The sequence below is a fragment of the Pontibacter silvestris genome (assembly GCF_020907275.1).
Classification (GTDB): domain Bacteria; phylum Bacteroidota; class Bacteroidia; order Cytophagales; family Hymenobacteraceae; genus Pontibacter; species Pontibacter silvestris.
On the sequence record NZ_JAJJWI010000003.1, the window covers coordinates 126,950 to 146,237 of the forward strand.

15 protein-coding genes are annotated in these 19,288 nt (G+C 42.1%); 9 read left to right on the forward strand and 6 right to left on the reverse strand.

What is annotated here, in order from left to right:
- The first annotated feature begins 106 nt into the window (after window positions 1–106).
- From LN995_RS03735 to LN995_RS03745, 3 genes are all read left to right on the forward strand, one after another.
- Window positions 107–499: a BlaI/MecI/CopY family transcriptional regulator gene (locus LN995_RS03735; protein ID WP_229958506.1), complete on the forward strand. Its 393-nt coding sequence runs from the start codon at window positions 107–109 to the stop codon at window positions 497–499.
- 31 nt (window positions 500–530) lie between these two features.
- Complete coding sequence (locus LN995_RS03740) at window positions 531–1,883, forward strand: TonB family protein (protein ID WP_229958508.1); 1,353 nt, start codon at window positions 531–533, stop codon at window positions 1,881–1,883.
- 100 nt (window positions 1,884–1,983) lie between these two features.
- Window positions 1,984–2,463, forward strand: a complete 480-nt coding sequence (locus LN995_RS03745; RefSeq protein WP_229958510.1) for an energy transducer TonB — start codon at window positions 1,984–1,986, stop codon at window positions 2,461–2,463.
- A 105-nt stretch (window positions 2,464–2,568) separates the two neighbouring features.
- On the opposite strand, the gene surE is transcribed toward LN995_RS03745, so the two are convergent.
- Window positions 2,569–3,345, reverse strand: coding sequence for a 5'/3'-nucleotidase SurE (gene surE, locus LN995_RS03750; RefSeq protein ID WP_229958511.1), 777 nt, complete (start codon window positions 3,343–3,345; stop codon window positions 2,569–2,571).
- A gap of 120 nt (window positions 3,346–3,465) precedes the next feature.
- On the opposite strand from surE, the gene LN995_RS03755 reads away from it, so the two are divergent.
- A complete protein-coding gene (locus LN995_RS03755; RefSeq protein ID WP_229958512.1) occupies window positions 3,466–4,089 on the forward strand; it encodes a mechanosensitive ion channel protein MscS in 624 nt (207 codons plus the stop codon).
- A 38-nt stretch (window positions 4,090–4,127) separates the two neighbouring features.
- Window positions 4,128–4,568 (forward strand): DoxX family protein, encoded by a 441-nt coding sequence (locus tag LN995_RS03760; protein ID WP_229958513.1) that lies wholly within the window; start codon window positions 4,128–4,130, stop codon window positions 4,566–4,568.
- A 222-nt stretch (window positions 4,569–4,790) separates the two neighbouring features.
- Here the strand turns inward: LN995_RS03760 and LN995_RS03765 are convergent, their stop codons facing one another.
- On the reverse strand, window positions 4,791–5,051 hold the full coding sequence (locus LN995_RS03765) for a hypothetical protein (RefSeq protein ID WP_229958514.1): 261 nt from the start codon (window positions 5,049–5,051) through the stop codon (window positions 4,791–4,793).
- An 80-nt stretch (window positions 5,052–5,131) separates the two neighbouring features.
- Window positions 5,132–5,908 carry a DUF3050 domain-containing protein gene (locus LN995_RS03770; protein WP_229958515.1) on the reverse strand — a complete coding sequence of 259 codons (777 nt, stop codon included), beginning with the start codon at window positions 5,906–5,908 and terminating at the stop codon, window positions 5,132–5,134.
- A gap of 406 nt (window positions 5,909–6,314) precedes the next feature.
- On the opposite strand from LN995_RS03770, the gene typA reads away from it, so the two are divergent.
- Entirely contained in the window at window positions 6,315–8,120 is a 1,806-nt protein-coding gene (gene typA / locus LN995_RS03775) for a translational GTPase TypA (RefSeq protein ID WP_229958517.1), read from the forward strand.
- A gap of 292 nt (window positions 8,121–8,412) precedes the next feature.
- On the opposite strand, the gene LN995_RS03780 is transcribed toward typA, so the two are convergent.
- Window positions 8,413–10,497, reverse strand: coding sequence for an LruC domain-containing protein (locus tag LN995_RS03780; RefSeq protein WP_229958519.1), 2,085 nt, complete (start codon window positions 10,495–10,497; stop codon window positions 8,413–8,415).
- Window positions 10,498–11,155: 658 nt separating this feature from the next.
- Window positions 11,156–12,208 (reverse strand): hypothetical protein, encoded by a 1,053-nt coding sequence (locus LN995_RS03785; protein ID WP_229958521.1) that lies wholly within the window; start codon window positions 12,206–12,208, stop codon window positions 11,156–11,158.
- A 364-nt stretch (window positions 12,209–12,572) separates the two neighbouring features.
- Between LN995_RS03785 and LN995_RS03790 the strand changes: the two genes are divergently transcribed.
- Window positions 12,573–13,712: a DmpA family aminopeptidase gene (locus LN995_RS03790; protein WP_229958523.1), complete on the forward strand. Its 1,140-nt coding sequence runs from the start codon at window positions 12,573–12,575 to the stop codon at window positions 13,710–13,712.
- A gap of 340 nt (window positions 13,713–14,052) precedes the next feature.
- Here the strand turns inward: LN995_RS03790 and mgrA are convergent, their stop codons facing one another.
- Entirely contained in the window at window positions 14,053–15,042 is a 990-nt protein-coding gene (gene mgrA / locus LN995_RS03795) for an L-glyceraldehyde 3-phosphate reductase (protein WP_229958525.1), read from the reverse strand.
- Window positions 15,043–15,855: 813 nt separating this feature from the next.
- On the opposite strand from mgrA, the gene ilvD reads away from it, so the two are divergent.
- Both ilvD and ilvB read left to right on the forward strand, forming a co-directional pair.
- The gene (gene ilvD, locus LN995_RS03800) at window positions 15,856–17,577 is read left to right on the forward strand and encodes a dihydroxy-acid dehydratase (protein ID WP_229958527.1); all 1,722 of its coding nucleotides are present in this window, start codon (window positions 15,856–15,858) and stop codon (window positions 17,575–17,577) included.
- Complete coding sequence (gene ilvB, locus LN995_RS03805; RefSeq protein ID WP_229958529.1) at window positions 17,528–19,270, forward strand: biosynthetic-type acetolactate synthase large subunit; 1,743 nt, start codon at window positions 17,528–17,530, stop codon at window positions 19,268–19,270. The genes ilvD and ilvB overlap by 50 nt, the downstream gene beginning before the upstream one ends.
- Window positions 19,271–19,288: the final 18 nt, after the last annotated feature.

A 19,288-nucleotide genomic window follows, 5' to 3' on the forward strand; every position in this document is an offset into this window, starting at 1 on the left:
CCTGAAAAGGAGCCTTTTTTATTTCACACTAAAATAAACTAAACTTTTAGTTTCAAAACTAAGTATTTAGTTATATATTCGATACACAGACACTCCATACCTGTACATGAAAGAACTAACTAAAGCAGAAGAAGAAATTATGCAAGTACTCTGGAAACTGGAGCAAGGTTTTGTTCGCGACATACTGGAAAAGCTACCGGAGCCTAAACCAGCTTATAACACCGTCTCTACCATTGTGCGGATTCTGGAAAACAAAGGTTTTGTAGGTCATGAAGCATTTGGTAAATCGCACCAATACTATCCAGTCGTACCACAGGATCAATACAAGAGCTACTTCCTGAAGAACTTTATGAGCGGCTACTTTGGAGGATCGTTCGAGAAACTGGTATCCTTCTTTGCTAAAGACAACAACCTGAATGTGCAGGAACTTGACCAACTGATGCGGCATGTAAAGAACACCTTAGATGAGGAGGATCTAAAAGATGGAACAGATAATTAATTACTGCATTAAATATTGTTTATGCCTGCTGGTGTTATACATATTTTATTATGCACTGCTCCGAAACCAAACCCACTTTAAGTTTAACCGGCTTTACTTACTATTAGCTCCGCCTCTTGCTTTAGCATTCCCGTTGGTTAAATGGCACTTAGGCTTAGCACCAGACTTAGCTGTAGCGGAAACATTGAAAGCTATACAACTACCAGAATTAGCAGTAACGTCCAATGCCTTCTCTGGCTCAACTGATGCACTGGTTTACCTTACTCCCATTGTTATAGCGAAAGTCATTTATTTAGCAGTAACTGCTTTCTATCTGTTCAGGTTAATGAAGCAGGTCTGGAAAGTCAGAAAGCTAAAGTCTCAAGCAAGCCTAATTGAATCACTTTCAGGAACAGTGAATGTATACAGGCACAGAGGCAATTTACCTACTTTTGCTTATCTGGATAGTATCTTTTTAGGAGACGAAGAGCAGCTAACTCCTCAGGAAAAAAAGCAGGTACTCGCTCATGAAACCGCACATGTGCAGTTTCATCATACTATTGATATACTGTACTATGAACTTCTAACTGTTGCATTATGGTTTAACCCAGTTATCTGGCTTCTTAAAACAGAGATCAGGAATGTACATGAGTACCAGGCAGACGAGCAGGTAATGAAACAGTATAAGCCAAAGGAATATAGTTCTATTCTCTCTAAAAAAATACTATTTGAAATGGGTTTGCCTGTTGGTAGCTATTTTCAAAAGCCTCAGGTAATTAAACGCCTGCACATGTTACAGCAACATGGGAAACAGTCTGGTTGGTTAAGGCCACTTCTTACACTGCCGCTTTTGCTGATACTTCTGTTTATCTTTTCGGCACAGCAGGTAACAACCGGTATAGCATCTAAAATAGCCTCCACGCCTCATAAAACAGCAGTAGCGCAAGGCACTCCGACAATACCAGCCCCTGCCAAAGCAACCTCTTCTGAACGAGTGCCAGTCTTTCAAAATAAAAGCACAGACAAAACGCCTATAGCCAACGATAAAGCAGAGAAAAGAACACCTGCTTACAAAAAGGAAAATGCTTACTCTTATGTAGAGCAGATGCCACAGTTTAAAGGAGGGGAACAGGAGATGCTAAAGTTCCTGGGGCAGAACATTCACTACCCTGCAGAAGCGCAGGATAAAGGTACTGAGGGTTTAATCGTGCTTAGCTTTATTGTAAAAAAAGACGGATCCATAAGTGACATTCAGGTATTAAAAAGCCTAGGCATGGGCACTGACGAAGAAGCCATGCGTGTAGTGGAGCTAATGAACGGAAGATGGCTTGCTGACAAACAAAACGGGAACCCTGTACCTGTTAGATATACTCTCCCAATTAGGTTCGCAATAAAAGAACCTTAGCACCCTAGTTTATACTTGCAAAGTACAAAACCACTCAGCATAGAAGCTGAGCAGGATATTTATTGCCTATATTTTTTTAACAATTAAAAGATCAATACTTATGAAAAAGCCTGTTTCAAACAAAATTTTATTACCGGTTTCATTTTTAGCTCTTAGTTTAACCTTTGTTTCCTGTTCTAAAGATGAAGAGTCTGCAGCAGTAGCTGTCAAACAACAAGAGGAGCAACAGGCTACTCTTAATGAATCTGTTGGGTCAAAACCTTACACCTTTGTAGAACAGATGCCTGAGTTTAGAGGAGGTGAAGAAGCCATGTTAAACTTTTTAGGCACTAATATCAAATACCCTGAAGCGGCAAGAAACGCAGGAGTTGAAGGGCTTACCATAGTAAGCTTTGTTGTAGAAAAAGATGGCACCGTTTCAGACATTGCTACTCTAAAGAGCCTTAGCCCTGAAACAGACCAAGAAGCTAAACGCGTGGTAAAACAAATGAGTGGAAACTGGAAAGCAGGTAAGCAAGCTGGCGAACTAGTACGCGTACAGTATACTTTGCCTATCAGGTTTGCAATGAAAGAAGAATAGCAATGGCACATCATGATCATAAAATATGTCAATCAGCAGTAAGAATAACAACAAAGCCACAGCTAAAGCAGTGGCTTTGTTGTTTAACAGGTACAATTTCTATTTCTAAAACTCCCACTCGTTGTTTAGCCTTGCAACTGCATGGTGCGCTGTCATATCGAACTGGCAAGGCACTACAGAAACGTAATTATTTACCAAAGCCCACTCATCTGTGTCCTCTCCTTTATCAAAATTCACAAAGCTGCCTGTCATCCAAAAATAGCGGCGATTATTAGGATCCAGGCGCTCGTCGAACTCCTCCTGCCACTTAGCATGTGCCTGCCGGCAAATTTTTATTCCTTTTATCTTCTCGCTGCTCTTTTTAGGAAAGTTTACATTGAGTGCAACATTTTCAGGTATCCCGTTCTCAATAGCCTGGCGAATAATCTGCTCTACAAACTCTTCGGTATGGGAAAAGTCAGCATCATGCCCATAGTCGCAAAGTGAAAACCCAATAGCAGGAAAACCCTCAATAGCTCCCTCAATAGCTGCTGACATAGTACCGGAGTAGAGAACACTAATGCTGGAGTTCGAACCATGGTTGATGCCGCTTACCACAAGGTCAGGCCTTCTGTCTTTTAACACATGAAATTTAGCCAGTTTTACACAGTCAGCTGGTGTACCGGAGCATTCGTACGCTTCCACATCCAGGTCTTCTAAAGCAATTGATTTATCTAAACGCAAGGTATTACCAATGGTAATAGCATGCCCCATACCAGATTGCGGACTATCCGGGGCTACAACTACTACATCCCCTATCTTCTTTGCCACTTTCACAAGCATGTGTATCCCCGGCGCAGTTATGCCATCGTCGTTGGAAACTAAAATTAATGGTTTAGCCATTTTATTATTTTAAGTTGATCTATAACAAAAGAAACTAATTTCTATATTCTTGCTAATATACAACAACCTGCTGCTGTACATCAAGTTTAACAGCAATATTAACGTTTGATTTACACAGTCATGCTGAAGAATATAATCTACGCAATATTATTGGGAGTGGGTATGGCTGCCTGCCTCTCTCAAAGCAATAATAAACAAGAGACAAGCAAAGCAACTGCTTCTGAGCCAGCTACAGAGAGCATACCTACTAACGATGAGGAAATGGCAGTACCGGCACCGGAGAATTTTGTAATAGCTAAAGATCGCGCAGGTTATGTACGCCTGAACATGCCCATAGAAGAAATGCGCCAGTCTGTACCCAATGGCATGGACATAGCCGATACTACCCTGCAAACAAAAGGACAACCAAGCACTGCCTATCTGTTACAAGCTAAAGATGCTGCCAGGGGTCTGCTTATAGAACAAACTTGTGCCCCCACCTGCGAAGTGTGGCGTATACAAGTTCAACATCCAGATTTTAAGACGAGCAGTGGCATTGGCATAGGCTCTAAGTACAGCGAAGTGCAGAGTGCTTACCCGATAAGCTATGTTAGCCCAGGAGAAGCAGGTTTAGTAGCCGTTTCTGAAGATGCCAACTTTTCCTTTGTACTAGACTCCAGCCATTTGCCTGCAGAGCAGTTGGCAAAGCTGAAACCTGAAGATGTGCCTGCTAACACCATAGTAAAAAGCATTTTAATATATTAGCTTTGTAATATTGGTGCCTTATTCTTATTATTGCCTATATGGCTATCATCTACACCCGTTATAAATATAAAGATGTTGGGCTGCTTTTGCTGCGGCTAGGAATAGGTTTCATGTTTATTATGCATGGCTGGCCAAAACTGGCCGGTGGCCTGGAACGTTGGGAAGCAATAGGCCAGAATATGGCCTTGCTAGGCATAGACTTTGCCCCTGCTTTCTGGGGTTTTATGGCCGGCTTTGCCGAAGCAGCAGGAGGCTTTTTTTTAATGCTAGGGCTATTCTTCCGCCCGGTTTGTATTTTACTGGCCTTTACCATGGTAGTAGCCACACTACGCCATGTTACCGCTGGTGATGGCTTCGGGGGTTATTCTCATGCTTTAGAAGCAGGAGTCCTGTTCTTTTCGATGATTTTTGTTGGACCTGGCAAGTATAGCTTAGACAGAAAGTTCTTTCCGAAAGAAAAAGACAGAAGTAAGTTTTAGCATAACTTCTACTATAATATAATAAGAAAAGCCTTGTTTGTAAATTCAAACAAGGCTTTTCTTATTTGTCATAACCATGTTTGGCGGTCATTACTACAGATTACTTTCTGTACCATAATTTGGCCTGTACAACTTTAAATTATTGACACCGGAATCCTGTATAATTTAAAAAGGTCACTGATAACTTACCAGTGACCTCCTCTATATGAATCCTTTACAGCATTATCCGCCATAAATGGCTTTAGATCCTACCTGAGTGAGCATTAAGCCATCCGGAGCAGGATTTATGATAGCTTCCTTTGCAAGATGATGCTCTGCCTCAGTCTGCACATCTTTGTACTTTGGATATTTTTCCTGCAGGTAAGGGTATAAGTCATCATAAAGTAGTACCTGCCCTTCCTGCACGTTCATGGTTCTAAAAGCCTCTACGATGCATTGCGCTAAATTTTCAACGTTATCTGCATCAGAATGTAATTCTGCCATAGTCTTATTTTTGATTAGTGTTGACTAAAAGATACGGCAGGCTGCTTTTAATTGTTAATTTTAAATTCTCAGGTTTACGTTTAAGCTTCTGATGGTAACATCATCCGGATACCATTCCACAGCTCAATTCTCATTTCAATGCACTCTTTCGACACCTCCAACGCTTCCTGCCATTTATCTTCATCATCGCCGCAAAACTCATCCACCATTCTTAGGGCTAATGGTGTATGTACCTCCTCATCCAGCTCCACGTGGCGGTTCAGATAATAATCAAAGGTATTTAGCTTCTCCGGGTAGCGCTGATACAAATCAGAGATCAGTTTGCGAAACATATCGGGTATCAGATCTTCGCGGCCAAAGGTAAACGCGGCAGCAACAGCGTGCGTTTTACCAGAGTTAATAATACGGAATGTATTGCGCACAAAGAGCTTTACCGAAGCAGGAACATTTGTTTTGTCTAAAGCTCCATTAACATCTTTTCCTTCCTGTAGGCTTTCCAACAGCTGGTTAATATCTGCTTTGTCAGCTCCGCACTCATCCATAGCACGTAAATACAGCTCAAAATGGCTTACAGGGTTTCCCAATTGGTCTACGTCTGTCTCTTCTTCCAGCACAATCTCATTTATCAGGCGGCGGGTAGAAGGGCTGCCTTTAGGCAGCCAGGGTAATGTTACGCAAGTCAGGTCAGCCTGCAAAGCTTTCAGGAGACTCATAAAATCCCATACGGCAAACACATGGTGCTCCATAAACACTTTTAAATCATCCAAGGTCTGCAACGACTGGTAGACATTATGCCTTAACAGACGCTGTCTGTGCTCCTGAAGTCCTTTTTGTAATTCTTTAATCCGGTTGTTCATTTTTGATAATTATGTACTACTCCTAAACCGCTATTCATTACTTTACTTTATAGAAATACACTAGCAGCTTAATGATTCAAATAGTTGATAGAATAAGAATGAATATAAAAATGTTAAAACAACTTGTTTAGCAAAAGTACAACAGAGAAAGAGATGTAAGCCTATTATTCTATAATTGTGACAACATTTATTTAAGCCCTTTAAATGACAGAAACACTGTTTTTTGTACACTAAGAATTTCTTTGGCCCAAAAGAAACGAAGTAGCAAATAGCTATGTTTGCTTTTTAAACCCACAGAGATTGTTGGTTAAGAAGAACTTAATAAAATCATAACCTGTTTATTTCGAGCAAAATACTAAATATGTAAAGGCTTTTTTGTATTTTTGCACCTCGAAAAACCAATTCAATGCAGAACATTCGAAATATCGCGATTATCGCACACGTTGACCACGGCAAAACGACGCTTGTGGACAAAATCATTCATGCTTCAAAATTATTTGCAGAGCACCAGCAGTTCGACGACCTAATCCTGGACAACAACGACCTGGAGCGCGAACGAGGCATCACGATCGTTTCTAAGAACGTGTCGGTTCGCTACAAAGACGTTAAAATCAATATCATCGACACACCTGGTCACGCTGACTTTGGTGGCGAGGTAGAGCGTGTATTGAAAATGGCCGATGGTGTATTACTACTTGTAGACGCTTTTGAAGGAGCCATGCCTCAGACACGTTTCGTATTGAGCAAAGCTATCCAACTTGGCCTGAAGCCAATTGTAGTAGTAAATAAAGTAGACAAAGAAAACTGCCGTCCGGACGAGGTACACGAGCAAGTGTTTGACCTTATGTTCAACCTGGAGGCAACAGAGGAGCAGCTTGACTTTGTTACGCTGTACGGCTCTTCTAAGCAAGGTTGGATGAGTTTAGACTGGCAAAAACCAACTGAAGATATCACGCCACTGCTGGATGCTATTATTGAGGTTATTCCTCCAGCACCCTACCTGGACGGTACACCACAAATGCAGATTACGTCCCTAGACTATTCTTCTTTCGTGGGTCGTATCGCCATTGGCCGCGTTCACCGTGGAACATTAAAAGAAGGCATGCCTATTAGCTTGTGCAAAGCCGATGGCACCATTAAAAAAGGAAAGATTGCTGAACTTCAGGTTTTTGAAGGACTTGGCAGAAAGAGCGTTCCAGAGGTAACAGCTGGCGAGATTTGCGCAGTAACAGGTATAGAAGGTTTTGATATTGGTGATACCATTGCTGATGCAGAAAATCCAGAGCCGTTGAAGCGCATCTCTATTGATGAGCCAACTATGAACATGCTCTTTACGATCAACAACTCTCCTTTCTTCGGTAAAGAGGGTAAGTTCGTGACTTCTCGTCACCTGCGCGATCGCCTGTTCAAAGAAACTGAGAAAAACCTTGCACTTCGCGTACAGGAAACAGACCGTGAAGATACTTTCCTGGTATTCGGTCGTGGTATCCTGCACTTGTCTGTACTTATTGAAACGATGCGCCGTGAGGGCTATGAGTTACAGGTTGGCCAGCCTCAGGTAATTTTCAAAGAAATTGATGGCCAGCGCCAGGAGCCTATTGAGCACATGGTAGTGGACGTACCAGAAGAAACTGCCGGTAAGGTAATTGAACTGGTAACGCAACGTAAAGGTGAGCTGATTATCATGGAGCCAAAAGGCGACCTGCAGCACCTGGAGTTCAACATTCCAGCCCGTGGTCTGATCGGTCTTCGTAATAACGTATTGACAGCTACAGCTGGTGAGGCTATCATGAACCACCGCTTCCTTCAGTACGAACCATATAAAGGAACTATACCTGGACGTAATAACGGCTCTATCATCTCTATGGAAACAGGAGCCGGTACTGCTTATTCTATTGATAAACTGCAGGACCGTGGCGTGTTCTTCGTTGATCCGGGCGTTGAGGTTTACATGGGGCAAGTAATTGGCGAGCACAGCCGTCAGAACGATATTACAGTAAACATTCAGAAAGGTAAGAAGCTGACTAACATGCGTGCTTCTGGCTCTGACAACAACGTAAAGATTGCACCTGCCAGACATTTCTCACTGGAAGAAGCAATGGAATACATCCAGAAAGACGAGATGCTGGAGGTAACTCCAAAAAGCATCCGTATGCGTAAGATTTACCTCGATGAAAACGAGCGTAACCGTATGTCAAGATCTGATGCATAAGCTTTAAGCTACTTAATTAAACAGAAAGGCCAGCTATGTTCATAGCTGGCCTTTCTGTTTCTTCCCTCATAAACAATTAAGTTAGTAAAACTTTATAATGCAAAAGCCCTTCCCCACAAAAAGGAGCTTCTCCCCGTCATGGAAGATAGAGAAACCAGGGTACACTAAACAGTTCAGCTACCTTGCTATAGAAACACCCCTTCGGGCATAATAAAAAGAGCAAAGAACATTAACAGAAAAGCCTGTCAAAACTGACAGGCTTTTCTGTTAATGTTTAAGATAAGTACTACTTTTACTTGTTATAAATTTTATTTTGGTTGCGGTAAGAGCTAGCCTTAGAGGAAGAATACCAGTCAGCAAAGTCCCTTCCACCACTCTGAACCCACTCAGAAAGTTTTAAATAAGCTTCTGCAACAGAAACCCACTCAGACGGATACTGAAACTTTTCAGGAACATTTATACCATAAGGCAAATTATCTTTTGTCTTATAATAAACACCGTTAGCAAGATTGGTTGCATCATCTGCTGTACCGAACAAGTCAGTATTTGCTTTAGATGTTGGCGCCATACCTGATAAATGGACCTCACGGCCTCGCTGTTGCCCCACCATAATAAAAGGATTGAAGGGAGCATTTAAAGGCAAGTCCATTGGCTTAGTCAAGGTTACATCTACAGGTAAGCTTACCGTATTGTACTTAGGCCTTTTAGGATCAGTATTTAAAAAGCTTGGTGTACTTACTAAGTCAAAGGCATCATCAAAAACAATTATAGTAGCTTTCTCTTGCCCAGCCTCTACTCCATTACCAGCCCTTGTTACATAATTGTGGTTAAGCTTGCTGCCTGTCACACTTTGTACATCATCAGGTGTTAAAGGCAGCTCGTAACCGAAGCCATTATGATATATAGTACCTAAGGCCGCTATCTCAAAAGTTCCTTTAATATCTTTTGTTTTGTTCTGTGCATTGGTTACTATGGTATAATTGTAGTTAACTACGAAATCATTCATATCAAAATCGCCTTTTCTTGGCCATTGATCTTCGAAAGCCAGCGAACCAGACGCATAGTTGTTGTAGGCACGCTCAAAGTCGTTAGGATAAGCATCCAGTGTATTAGGAACGCCATCTCCATCAACATCAGCTTCAGGGCCAGGCAAGCTCGGTATACCACCTGCCAGAACAGCATCAACAGGGTTAGAAGAAACAATTATAAGGGCGTCATTAAAGTCATTGTCGCATCCACCATTATCCCTGCGCATATCTTCAAACCCAATTATAAGTGTCTCACGCGCCTGATCCTTAATTAAAACACAATGCTGCTTCTGGTTCTCATTTGCCTCCGGGTTAAACTTAGGATCAGAATAAATTGTGTACGAGCTTGTGGTATTGATACTTTTAGTATTAGAGTTCCAACCATTTACTGCCAGAAATAAACCAATACCTGTGTTGGCCGGAAAGTTACCTAAGTAAACAGAGCTCCCTGACACTAATCCTCCTCCACTTCCCACAGCAGACATGTTCGGGAAAATGTAATGCCTGTTCTCTGGATTTATATCATTTACAGATTGCGGAGGACTTGAAAGATCATAAGTATAAAAGCCCAATGTGTTTGTATAGTTTGTGCCTTCTGCTACAAAAGTAACCCATACATCAGCAGCACTGGAAACAGCTATATTACTTTGGCTTCCAGATGCTAAATATTCCGGGTGATAAGCTGGCAAAGACTTACGCTCCGGCAAAATGGCATTCAAGCTTTGAAGGAAAGAGGCATCCCCTACTGCTTCCTCAGCATTCTTTGTCCACTGGTTAGCCGAAGCCAAAACATTCGGTACTCCCTGCTCATTCCAGCCTGTAGCTGCTGTCTGGTTCTGAATACTTACCCCCTTCAGAGCTTGTGAGGAGGCGGTACGTAATGATGCACCGGTAGAAGCAACAGGAGTAAATATGTATTCAACTTTATTATTAATAACAGGGACAGTTACCTGATTTAACACGCCAACATAATTACTTACTATCACTACAGATGTTAGTGCGACAGGCAAACTCTTAACAATTTCTAATTTACCATATTCGTCAGTACCACCAAGGAATAGTTGCGTTCCTCCATCTTTAGGATCCTTATCAAAAACCTGCACATAAGGCATCCTTACTGGATTATTCTCAGAATCAAATGCAGCAATAGAAATTTGCACTTCTGCGGTAGTGTTAAAATTAAAATTTACAGGCACAATCCAATCATTAACATTAGCAGACATTGTTGGCGTAACAGTCTCTTCGCTATCCGGACGGCATCCAAACAAGGTAAGAGTTCCGAACAAAGACATGGCTGACAATCTCATCAACCGCTTTGAGCGGGAAAGGCATGGTAATTTTTTCATCATAAATGGCGGTAAAAGCTGAAAAGAATCAATAACTATTTTATTAAAATCTAAGTTTACTATATATTAAAAATATAATATTTATCTACTATATTTGCCGCAAATATAATATCTTAATTCTCTGAACAAGATGTTCTTGATACTTTTTTTAAAAATTTACTTACTACGAAAAGTCCAAATTTAGTTTGAATAAAAATATTACTAAAAATTATAATATTTATGACAACACACACTAAATTCACCAACGTAAGAAATCCTAACGAATAGAAGTAATCATATAAAACATAAACTTGATGTAAGCCAGCATATATTAGTAGCAGCACTATCTGTAGCATTCTTATTTAAGACATGGCAGTAGTGATGAGGCTTCAGATTGGAGCAAAGTGAAATCAAAAACAATATAACAAAACCTATATATTAAACAGAACTCAGCATTTACTTCTAAGCCTTCTGATAAGCACAAGCTTCGAAGGTTACAGCTATGTTAGTTCTTGAGATTCGGAAGTAAGACAGGCACTAAAGCAAAGCAGCTGAGACATTGGCGAATAGAAAGGAAAGAGAAAGAGCCATGCTTGGTTTGAAGCAGGCTTGTAAAAAAAGCGTAAAAAGAAAAAGCCAGCTATATAAGCTGGCTTTTTCTTTATTTAAATATATCTTATGTTTAAACAGGTCTTACTGCATCATTACTAGTAACAGCTAAATCATGCGGCTCACCAACCTTACCACCAACAGCAGCTGCAATTGCTCCCAGCAACAGACCAAAAAAGGCATAGATGGCAGCTTTAGAAATAGCCGAAGCAACATCTCCTCCTATTTGCTGTGCTCGCTGGCCAACCTGCGCTCTTGTTTCTTTATACTGCGCTTTAGCCTGTTCATAGGTTGATACCCAACTGTTAACAACCTCATTTGCTTCTTCTCTGCTTTTACCAGTACGCTGCATAATAACATTTACTGCTGCATCACGGTCTGCTGCGTTGGCTATGTCTGCCCCCTGGCCATACAGCCTGTCCATCACTTCATCAAAAGTAGAACCAGCTGCCTGTGGGTCAGAGGCTGCCTCACCAGCTGCTCCCTCTACTGTACTACCAGCACTCCTTGCCTGCTGCTCAATATTATCGGGCTGTAGTTCTGGCTTTCCTGTCTGCTGCAGAATTTGGCGTGCCTCTTGTTTAACAGCCTGCAAATCTACTCCACCACTTCCTCCTGTGCTGGACTGAATGGCTTCTGCTGCCTGTGGAGCTACAGCAGCAATTCCCTGCCCGGCAAGCGAAAGGGTACGCCCCACTACGCTTCCTACACCACTAATCAGGCTCCCGACTGCGGTAGTTAACAAGTAAAAAGAGAGTAGCGTAAATAAGCTCCAGGTCAGGATGCCGTGTAGAATACTGTCGAAACCCGTTGGCATACCTGCAAGCCGTCCGGCAACCCAACCTCCGGCAAACAGTGAGATCAGCATGCTTACAATCCACCATATGAGCGCACCTGTACCAAGCCCTGATGCCGGATTCTGCTCTTCAACAGGGTTAATGGTCCCAATGCCGATTCCCAACCCCAGCAAACTCAGCGTTAGCTGCAGCACCATAGCTACGACTAATCCTGCAAAAACAGCTCCCCAGGATATTCTTTTCAAAGCACTTAATCCTGCAGCAGGTCTTCTCCCCTCATTATATGGTGCTCCTCTGTAATCTCTTTCATTGTGTAAGTTGTCTTTCATAGCTTTATTTATAGAATAGTATTTATTTATGCACATTCTAACGTCTACCACTTTAACAAGTTGTAATTATCAAATTATTAAGAGTTTACAATGCAGCATTCCTAACACAAAATTGCATTTATCAGCACATGTATAAAAGCACCTTTAGTCATAAGCAAGAGAATTAAACAAAAGTCTTTAGCTCATTAAGGTGTAGTCAATTATCATGATGTAAAAAAAGCACTGGCAGCTGTATATAGGTTAGCATTTAATTTCTTTACATGTTAAAAAAAGAAAAGTACATTTTGGTTATATTCCTACTGAATCTGCACCATATTAAGGGCAGATATAAGATTGTTAACTTCTATTCAGATAAAGTATAAGCATGAAAAACGCATTATTATTGGTACTACTGTTCATAGCATACAGCTACTCCTATGCACAAAAACACAAGATGAGGGTGAGAGATTATGGTATAAAAATAGGTGTTTTAAAGACTGGCAAGCTTAATGCTATTACAGATGTGACTGGCGTAAAAGTCGGACATGAAACTTTAATAGAAGGAGAAAACATTAGAACTGGTGTTACGACTATTATACCGCATACAGGAAATGTGTTTCAGGCTAAAGTACCAGCGGCTATCTACATTGGCAATGGGTTCGGGAAGCTTACTGGCTATAGCCAGGTAGAAGAGTTAGGCAATATCGAAACGCCCATAGTACTTACTAATACGTTAAGTGCTCCTACTGCATCCAATGCACTCATTAGTTATACGTTGGCACTTCCAGGAAATGAAGATGTACGATCTGTTAACCCGGTCGTAGGTGAAACAAATGATGGCTTTCTGAATGATATCAGAGGGCGGCATGTAAAAGAAGAACATGTACTTAGCGCCATAAGCAATGCCAGAGAGGGAAAAGTTGAAGAGGGAAATGTAGGTGCTGGCACAGGAACCGTTTGCTTTGGCTACAAAGGAGGAATCGGAACATCTTCCAGGGTTCTTCCTTCATCGTTAGGAGGTTACACTGTAGGTGTGCTGGTACAAACAAACTTTGGCGGTGTACTGGAAGTAAATGGCGTGCCTGTTGCCAAAGAACTGGGAAAGTATCCTTACCAGGACAAAATACTGAATGATGTTGACGGCTCCTGCATGATTGTAGTTATTACTGATGCACCGCTGGATGCAAGGAACTTAAAAAGGCTGGCAAAGAGAGCCATTATGGGTTTAGCCAAAACAGGAGGCATTGCCTCAAACGGCAGCGGCGATTACGTTATAGCCTTATCCACAGCAAGAGAGAATCTGGTACCTTATTCCGGAGAATCGATGTTTTATGAATCTAAGGTGCTAAAGAACGATGACATCTCACCTTTGTTTTTAGCTACCATAGAGGCTACTGAAGAGGCCATTCTTAATTCCTTATTTACAGCAGAAACATTAGAGGGAAGAGACGGGAACAACGTAGATTCTTTGCCAGTGAAAGAGGTAATGAAAGTAATGAAAAAGTATAACAAGATAAACAAGTAACAGTAGGTAGTAGCAGGCAACTTACCTGCTTCTTTAACATAAGAATATTCCGAGAGCAGCAGTTCCCTCCTCTAATTCAGATGCTACAGCTACGGCTTTACCTAACTCAGGCAATCCAAATTCAACAACTGCTAACATGCGTGTCTTCTGGACTAAGTATGACTTTGTACCTTGTGATAAGGTAATTTTTTGGGGCACTGGTTTTGGTTTAGGAATACTGGCTTTGGTTTCTTATAGCATAAACAACTCACTAAAGATGAAGTAATACAAGCATTCAAACTAGGTAAACATAAGAGAACTGGTGAAAGCTAGTCCTCTTATGTTTACAAACTTATGTTCCTTATTTTAGAATAGCTTCTATTCTGGCTAGTTCATCTGCTGAAAACTGCAGATTATTTAAAGACTGGACAGAGTTGATTAACTGCTCAGGTCTACTTGCACCTACCAGTATAGAGGTAACACGATCATCTTTCAACAACCAGGCAATAGCCATTTGGGCCAGCGACTGGTTCCGCTGCTGAGCTAAGTCATTCAACTGGCGCACCTTTTCCACCTTTTCTTCGGTAACGTCTTCCTCCTGCAGGTGCCCTGTAGCCTTAGCAGCACGGGAACCTTCCGGAATGCCTTTCAGATACTTGTCTGTTAAAAGACCTTGCGCCAAGGGTGAGAACGGAATACAGCCGACACCCTCCTGCCCTAATAAGTCTAGTAGCCCGTCTTCTACCCAACGGACAAACATAGAGTACTTTGGCTGATGAATCAGGCAAGGTGTTCCCAGTCGCTTTAGTATTTCAAACGCTCTTGCTGCCTCTTTCGGCTGATAATTTGAAATGCCCACATATAGCGCTTTCCCCTGACGTACAATCAGATCAAGGGCAGCCATTGTTTCTTCTAAAGGAGTCTCCGGATCAGGACGGTGATGATAGAAAATATCAACATACTCCAGCCCCATTCTGTTCAAACTCTGGTCGAGGCTCGACACTAAGTACTTCTTAGAGCCCCAATCGCCATAAGGGCCATCCCACATGCCATACCCTGCTTTCGTGGAAATGACTAGTTCATCGCGATAAGTACGAAAGTCCTGCTTCAGAATACGCCCGAAGTTTTCTTCAGCTGAGCCTGCCGGAGGGCCATAGTTATTTGCTAGGTCAAAATGTGTAATACCAGCATCAAAAGCTGTTTGCACGATTTTCCTGGAGTTTTCCAGCACATCTACATACCCGAAGTTGTGCCATAAGCCAAGAGAAATAGCAGGAAGCTTTAACCCACTTTGCCCGCAACGCCGGTATTCCATCTTCTTATACCGATCAGGACTTGGTGTATATGTCATTATAATTATTTTATATGTTGAAGTGGTAAAATAGCCCTATTCTTTACGGAAAAACTAGTACAGTTAATTATATAACGTACAGATTTGATTTTACTAGAATAAGATCTTTAGTCAGGCTACATTAAAGCACATTCTTTACCTCCATAATCTAAAAAACAGCAAGAATAATTTTGATATTTAATATTATCCTGTAGTTTTGTTATAGACATGAAAAAGCAACAGCAGATCATCAAGATTATCATTCTGGTCCTCGTGATTATTTCACGTGGAATGGAGATGGTTTGCTGAACTTAAAGTTAAAACACTAGTAAAGCGATAACAGCCATCTCTACAAAGATGGCTGTTTTGTTTTACGGCACAGGAATAAAGCGCATATGCATTTATCATACATAATCGGCCTCGTTATTATTGTCATTCGTCCTCTACCGCCGGGTTGAAAGGAATGACCTGATATTGCATGTCACAAAAGCCTTTCCAGCCCGGAGCCGGAAAGGCTTTTGCTTTCAAAGAGTCTGTCGCTGAAACATACACCTATAAAGGTTTAGGCTTTAAACAGATAAGTTAATTCTCAGCCTGATAAATTGAAAATCAAGATCAATTTGAAGGTTAGACATTGTATTCAGCAACATAACAACATACTGAATTAAAGCATGTTACATTAAAGTATTTTAATTTTAGAAATAGTATAAAAGTAGAATCCGTAGTTTCAATAGCAGAAGTAAATAATAGAAATTGCAATATAAATTAAAATTCTGCAGCAGTGTAAACCGCTCTTTCTGCATAGTAGAATCCGATACCTTAAAACAAACAGTAATGGCATTAAATAAATATAGCAGCATTTACACACAAGACGACAGCCTTCCGGCTTCACAGGCCATGTTAATCGGCTCTGGCTTGTCAGAAGAAGATTTACGCAAACCATTTGTCGGCATCTGCTCTACAGGTTTTGATGGTAACACCTGTAACATGCACCTGAACGGACTTGCTGATGATGTGAAGCAAGGCGTGAATCAGCTCGGCATGGTAGGGCTTCGTTTTAACACCATTGGTGTAAGCGACGGCATTACGAACGGTACGCCAGGCATGCGCTATTCTTTGGTATCAAGAGAAGTTATAGCAGACTCTATAGAAACCATAACCGGTGCTCATAACTACGATGCGTTGGCTTGTGTAGTAGGTTGCGATAAAAATATGCCGGGTTCTTTAATGGCAATGGCCCGTTTGAACAGGCCATCGCTCATGGTATATGGCGGAACAATAAAGGGCGGTGACTTTAAAGGCCAGAAGCTGAACATTGTTTCCTGCTTCGAAGCTTATGGGCAGAAACTTAACGGCAAAATATCTGACGAGGATTACCGGGGTATTATCCGAAATGCCTGCCCTGGCCCAGGTGCCTGTGGCGGTATGTATACGGCGAACACCATGGCCTCTGCTGCAGAAGCACTAGGTATGTCCATTCCTTTCTCTTCCTCCTCTCCTGCTATCAGCGATGATAAAAAACAGGAGTGTTTAACTACTGGGCAATACCTCCTGAACCTATTAGCGAAAGATATCAAGCCTCGGGATATTTTAACCCGGGAAGCATTTGAAAATGCCTTAGTGCTAATCACAGTGTTGGGTGGCTCTACTAATGCTGTTATACATTTGATAGCCATTGCACACGCGGCAGGTATTAAGCTGACATTGGAAGATTTTCAGGCTGTTAGCAACAGAGTTCCTGTATTGGCCGACCTTAAACCTAGCGGGAAATACCTGATGGAAGACCTTTCTGCATTGGGTGGTGTACCAGCTGTGATGAGAACCTTACTTGATGAAAAACTTATCAACGGAGACTTGCTGACAGTAACTGGTCAAACTGTTGCTGAAAACCTGGCTGATGTGAAACCCCTGGGCGAAGAGCAAGATCTGTTAAGGCCGCTTTCTAACCCAATAAAAGTTGATGGCCACATACAAACATTGTATGGCAACCTGGCTACTAAAGGTGCAGTTGCCAAAATAAGTGGTAAAGAAGGTTTAAAATTTGAAGGCCCTGCTATTGTGTTCAACTCCGAAGAAGAACTGAACCTGGGTATCGTACAAAACAAAATCAAGCCGGGCAATGTCGTCGTCATTCGGTATGTAGGCCCTAAAGGTGGCCCTGGCATGCCCGAAATGCTAAAACCCACTTCTGCCATCATGGGTGCTGGTTTAGGAGATAAAGTAGCACTGATTACAGACGGTCGTTTTTCAGGTGGAACACATGGCTTCGTGATTGGCCACGTCTGCCCGGAAGCTTCCGAAGGAGGCAACATTGCCTTGGTAGAAGACGGTGACCTGATTACACTGGATGTCACCACCAATTCTATTCATATGCATGTAGACGATGCGCTGCTTGAGCTAAGAAGAGACAAATGGAGAAAACCAAAGCCTAATGTGTCGCAGGGAGTGCTACTGAAATATGCCAGAACTGTTAGTGATGCGAGTAATGGATGTATAACAGACTTAGATGAATCTTATGTTAACGAAAGAGAAACAAGCTCCGGAGTTATTGGATAAAGTAAAAACAATTTCCGGTGCAGAAGCCCTTTTAATAGCTCTGCTGGAGGAAGAAGTAGATACCATTTTCGGCTATCCAGGTGGTGCAATTATGCCCATATATGATGCCCTTTACGATTACCGCGACAGGCTGAATCATATATTAGTGCGCCACGAGCAAGGTGGTATTCATGCCGGGCAAGGGTACGCGCGTTCATCTGGTAAAGCAGGTGTGGTATTCGCTACAAGTGGGCCTGGTGCAACAAACCTTGTTACAGGCCTGGCTGATGCTCTGATAGACAGTACACCGCTTGTATGCATTACTGGGCAGGTTTTTGCGCATCTTTTAGGAACGGATGCATTCCAGGAAACAGACATCGTTAACATCACTACTCCTGTAACAAAATGGAATTACCAGGTAACAGATGCATCTGAAATACCGGATGCCGTTGCCAAAGCATTTCATATTGCCAGAAGTGGTCGTCCCGGGCCAGTATTGATTGATATTGCAAAGAACGCTCAGATACAAAAGTTTGACTTTAAGGGGTACACATCCTGTAAACATATCCGCAGCTATCGCCCTAAGCCGATTGTTCGCCAGGAATATATTCAGCAGGCAGCGGAGCTTATCAACAACGCTAAGAAGCCTTTTGTACTATGGGGACAAGGCGTTATGCTGGGCTCTGCAGAGCAGGAGTTTAAAACTTTTATAGAGAAAGCTGGCATTCCTGCCGCCTGGACAATAATGGGAGCAGGTGCCCTACCAAGCGATCATCCACTTAATGTGGGAATGTTGGGCATGCATGGCAACTATGGGCCAAATGTACTGACCAACGAGTGCGATGTACTCATTGCTATTGGCATGCGTTTCGACGACCGTGTTACAGGCCGGTTAGATAAGTATGCAAAACAAGCTCAGGTCATTCACCTCGATATTGACCCATCTGAAATCAGCAAGAATGTAAAAGCCACTGTACCGGTTTGGGGCGATTGTAAAGAAACACTGCCAATGCTAACTGAACTGATAGAAGCAACAGCTCATACAGAATGGTTAGAAAAGTTCAGGAGATATGAGCAGGAGGAGATTAAAGAAGTCATTCAGGATGAACTGTTTCCTGCTACCGGTGAAATAACCATGGGCGAGGTAATACAACAACTGAATGAACTGACGAAAGGCGAAGCCATTGTTGTGAGTGATGTTGGTCAGCACCAGATGGTAGCCTGTCGCTACGCAAAATTAAACCACACACGCAGCAATATTACCAGCGGTGGCTTAGGTACAATGGGCTTTGCCCTTCCGGCAGCCATAGGAGCAAAGTTTGGTGCTTTAGACAGAACAGTAGTAGCTGTTATCGGAGATGGTGGCTTCCAGATGACACTACAGGAACTAGGCACCATTATGCAGAGTGGCGTTGATGTAAAGATTCTGATTCTCAATAACCAGTTCCTCGGAATGGTAAGACAATGGCAGGAGCTTTTCCAGGACAAACGTTATTCTTTTGTGGATATCACCAGCCCCGACTTTGTAACAGTTGCAAGTGGCTATGGCATTGCAGGAAAAAGCATTTCCGAAAGAGAAGGTTTAAAAGAAGCCTTACAGGAAATGCTTTCCCATAAAGGGTCTTTCCTGCTGGAGGTAATGGTAACCAAAGAAAACAACGTTTTCCCGATGGTGCCTCAGGGAAGCAGTGTAAGCGAGATCAGGCTTAAATAATCTTCAGAAACAGAAGAA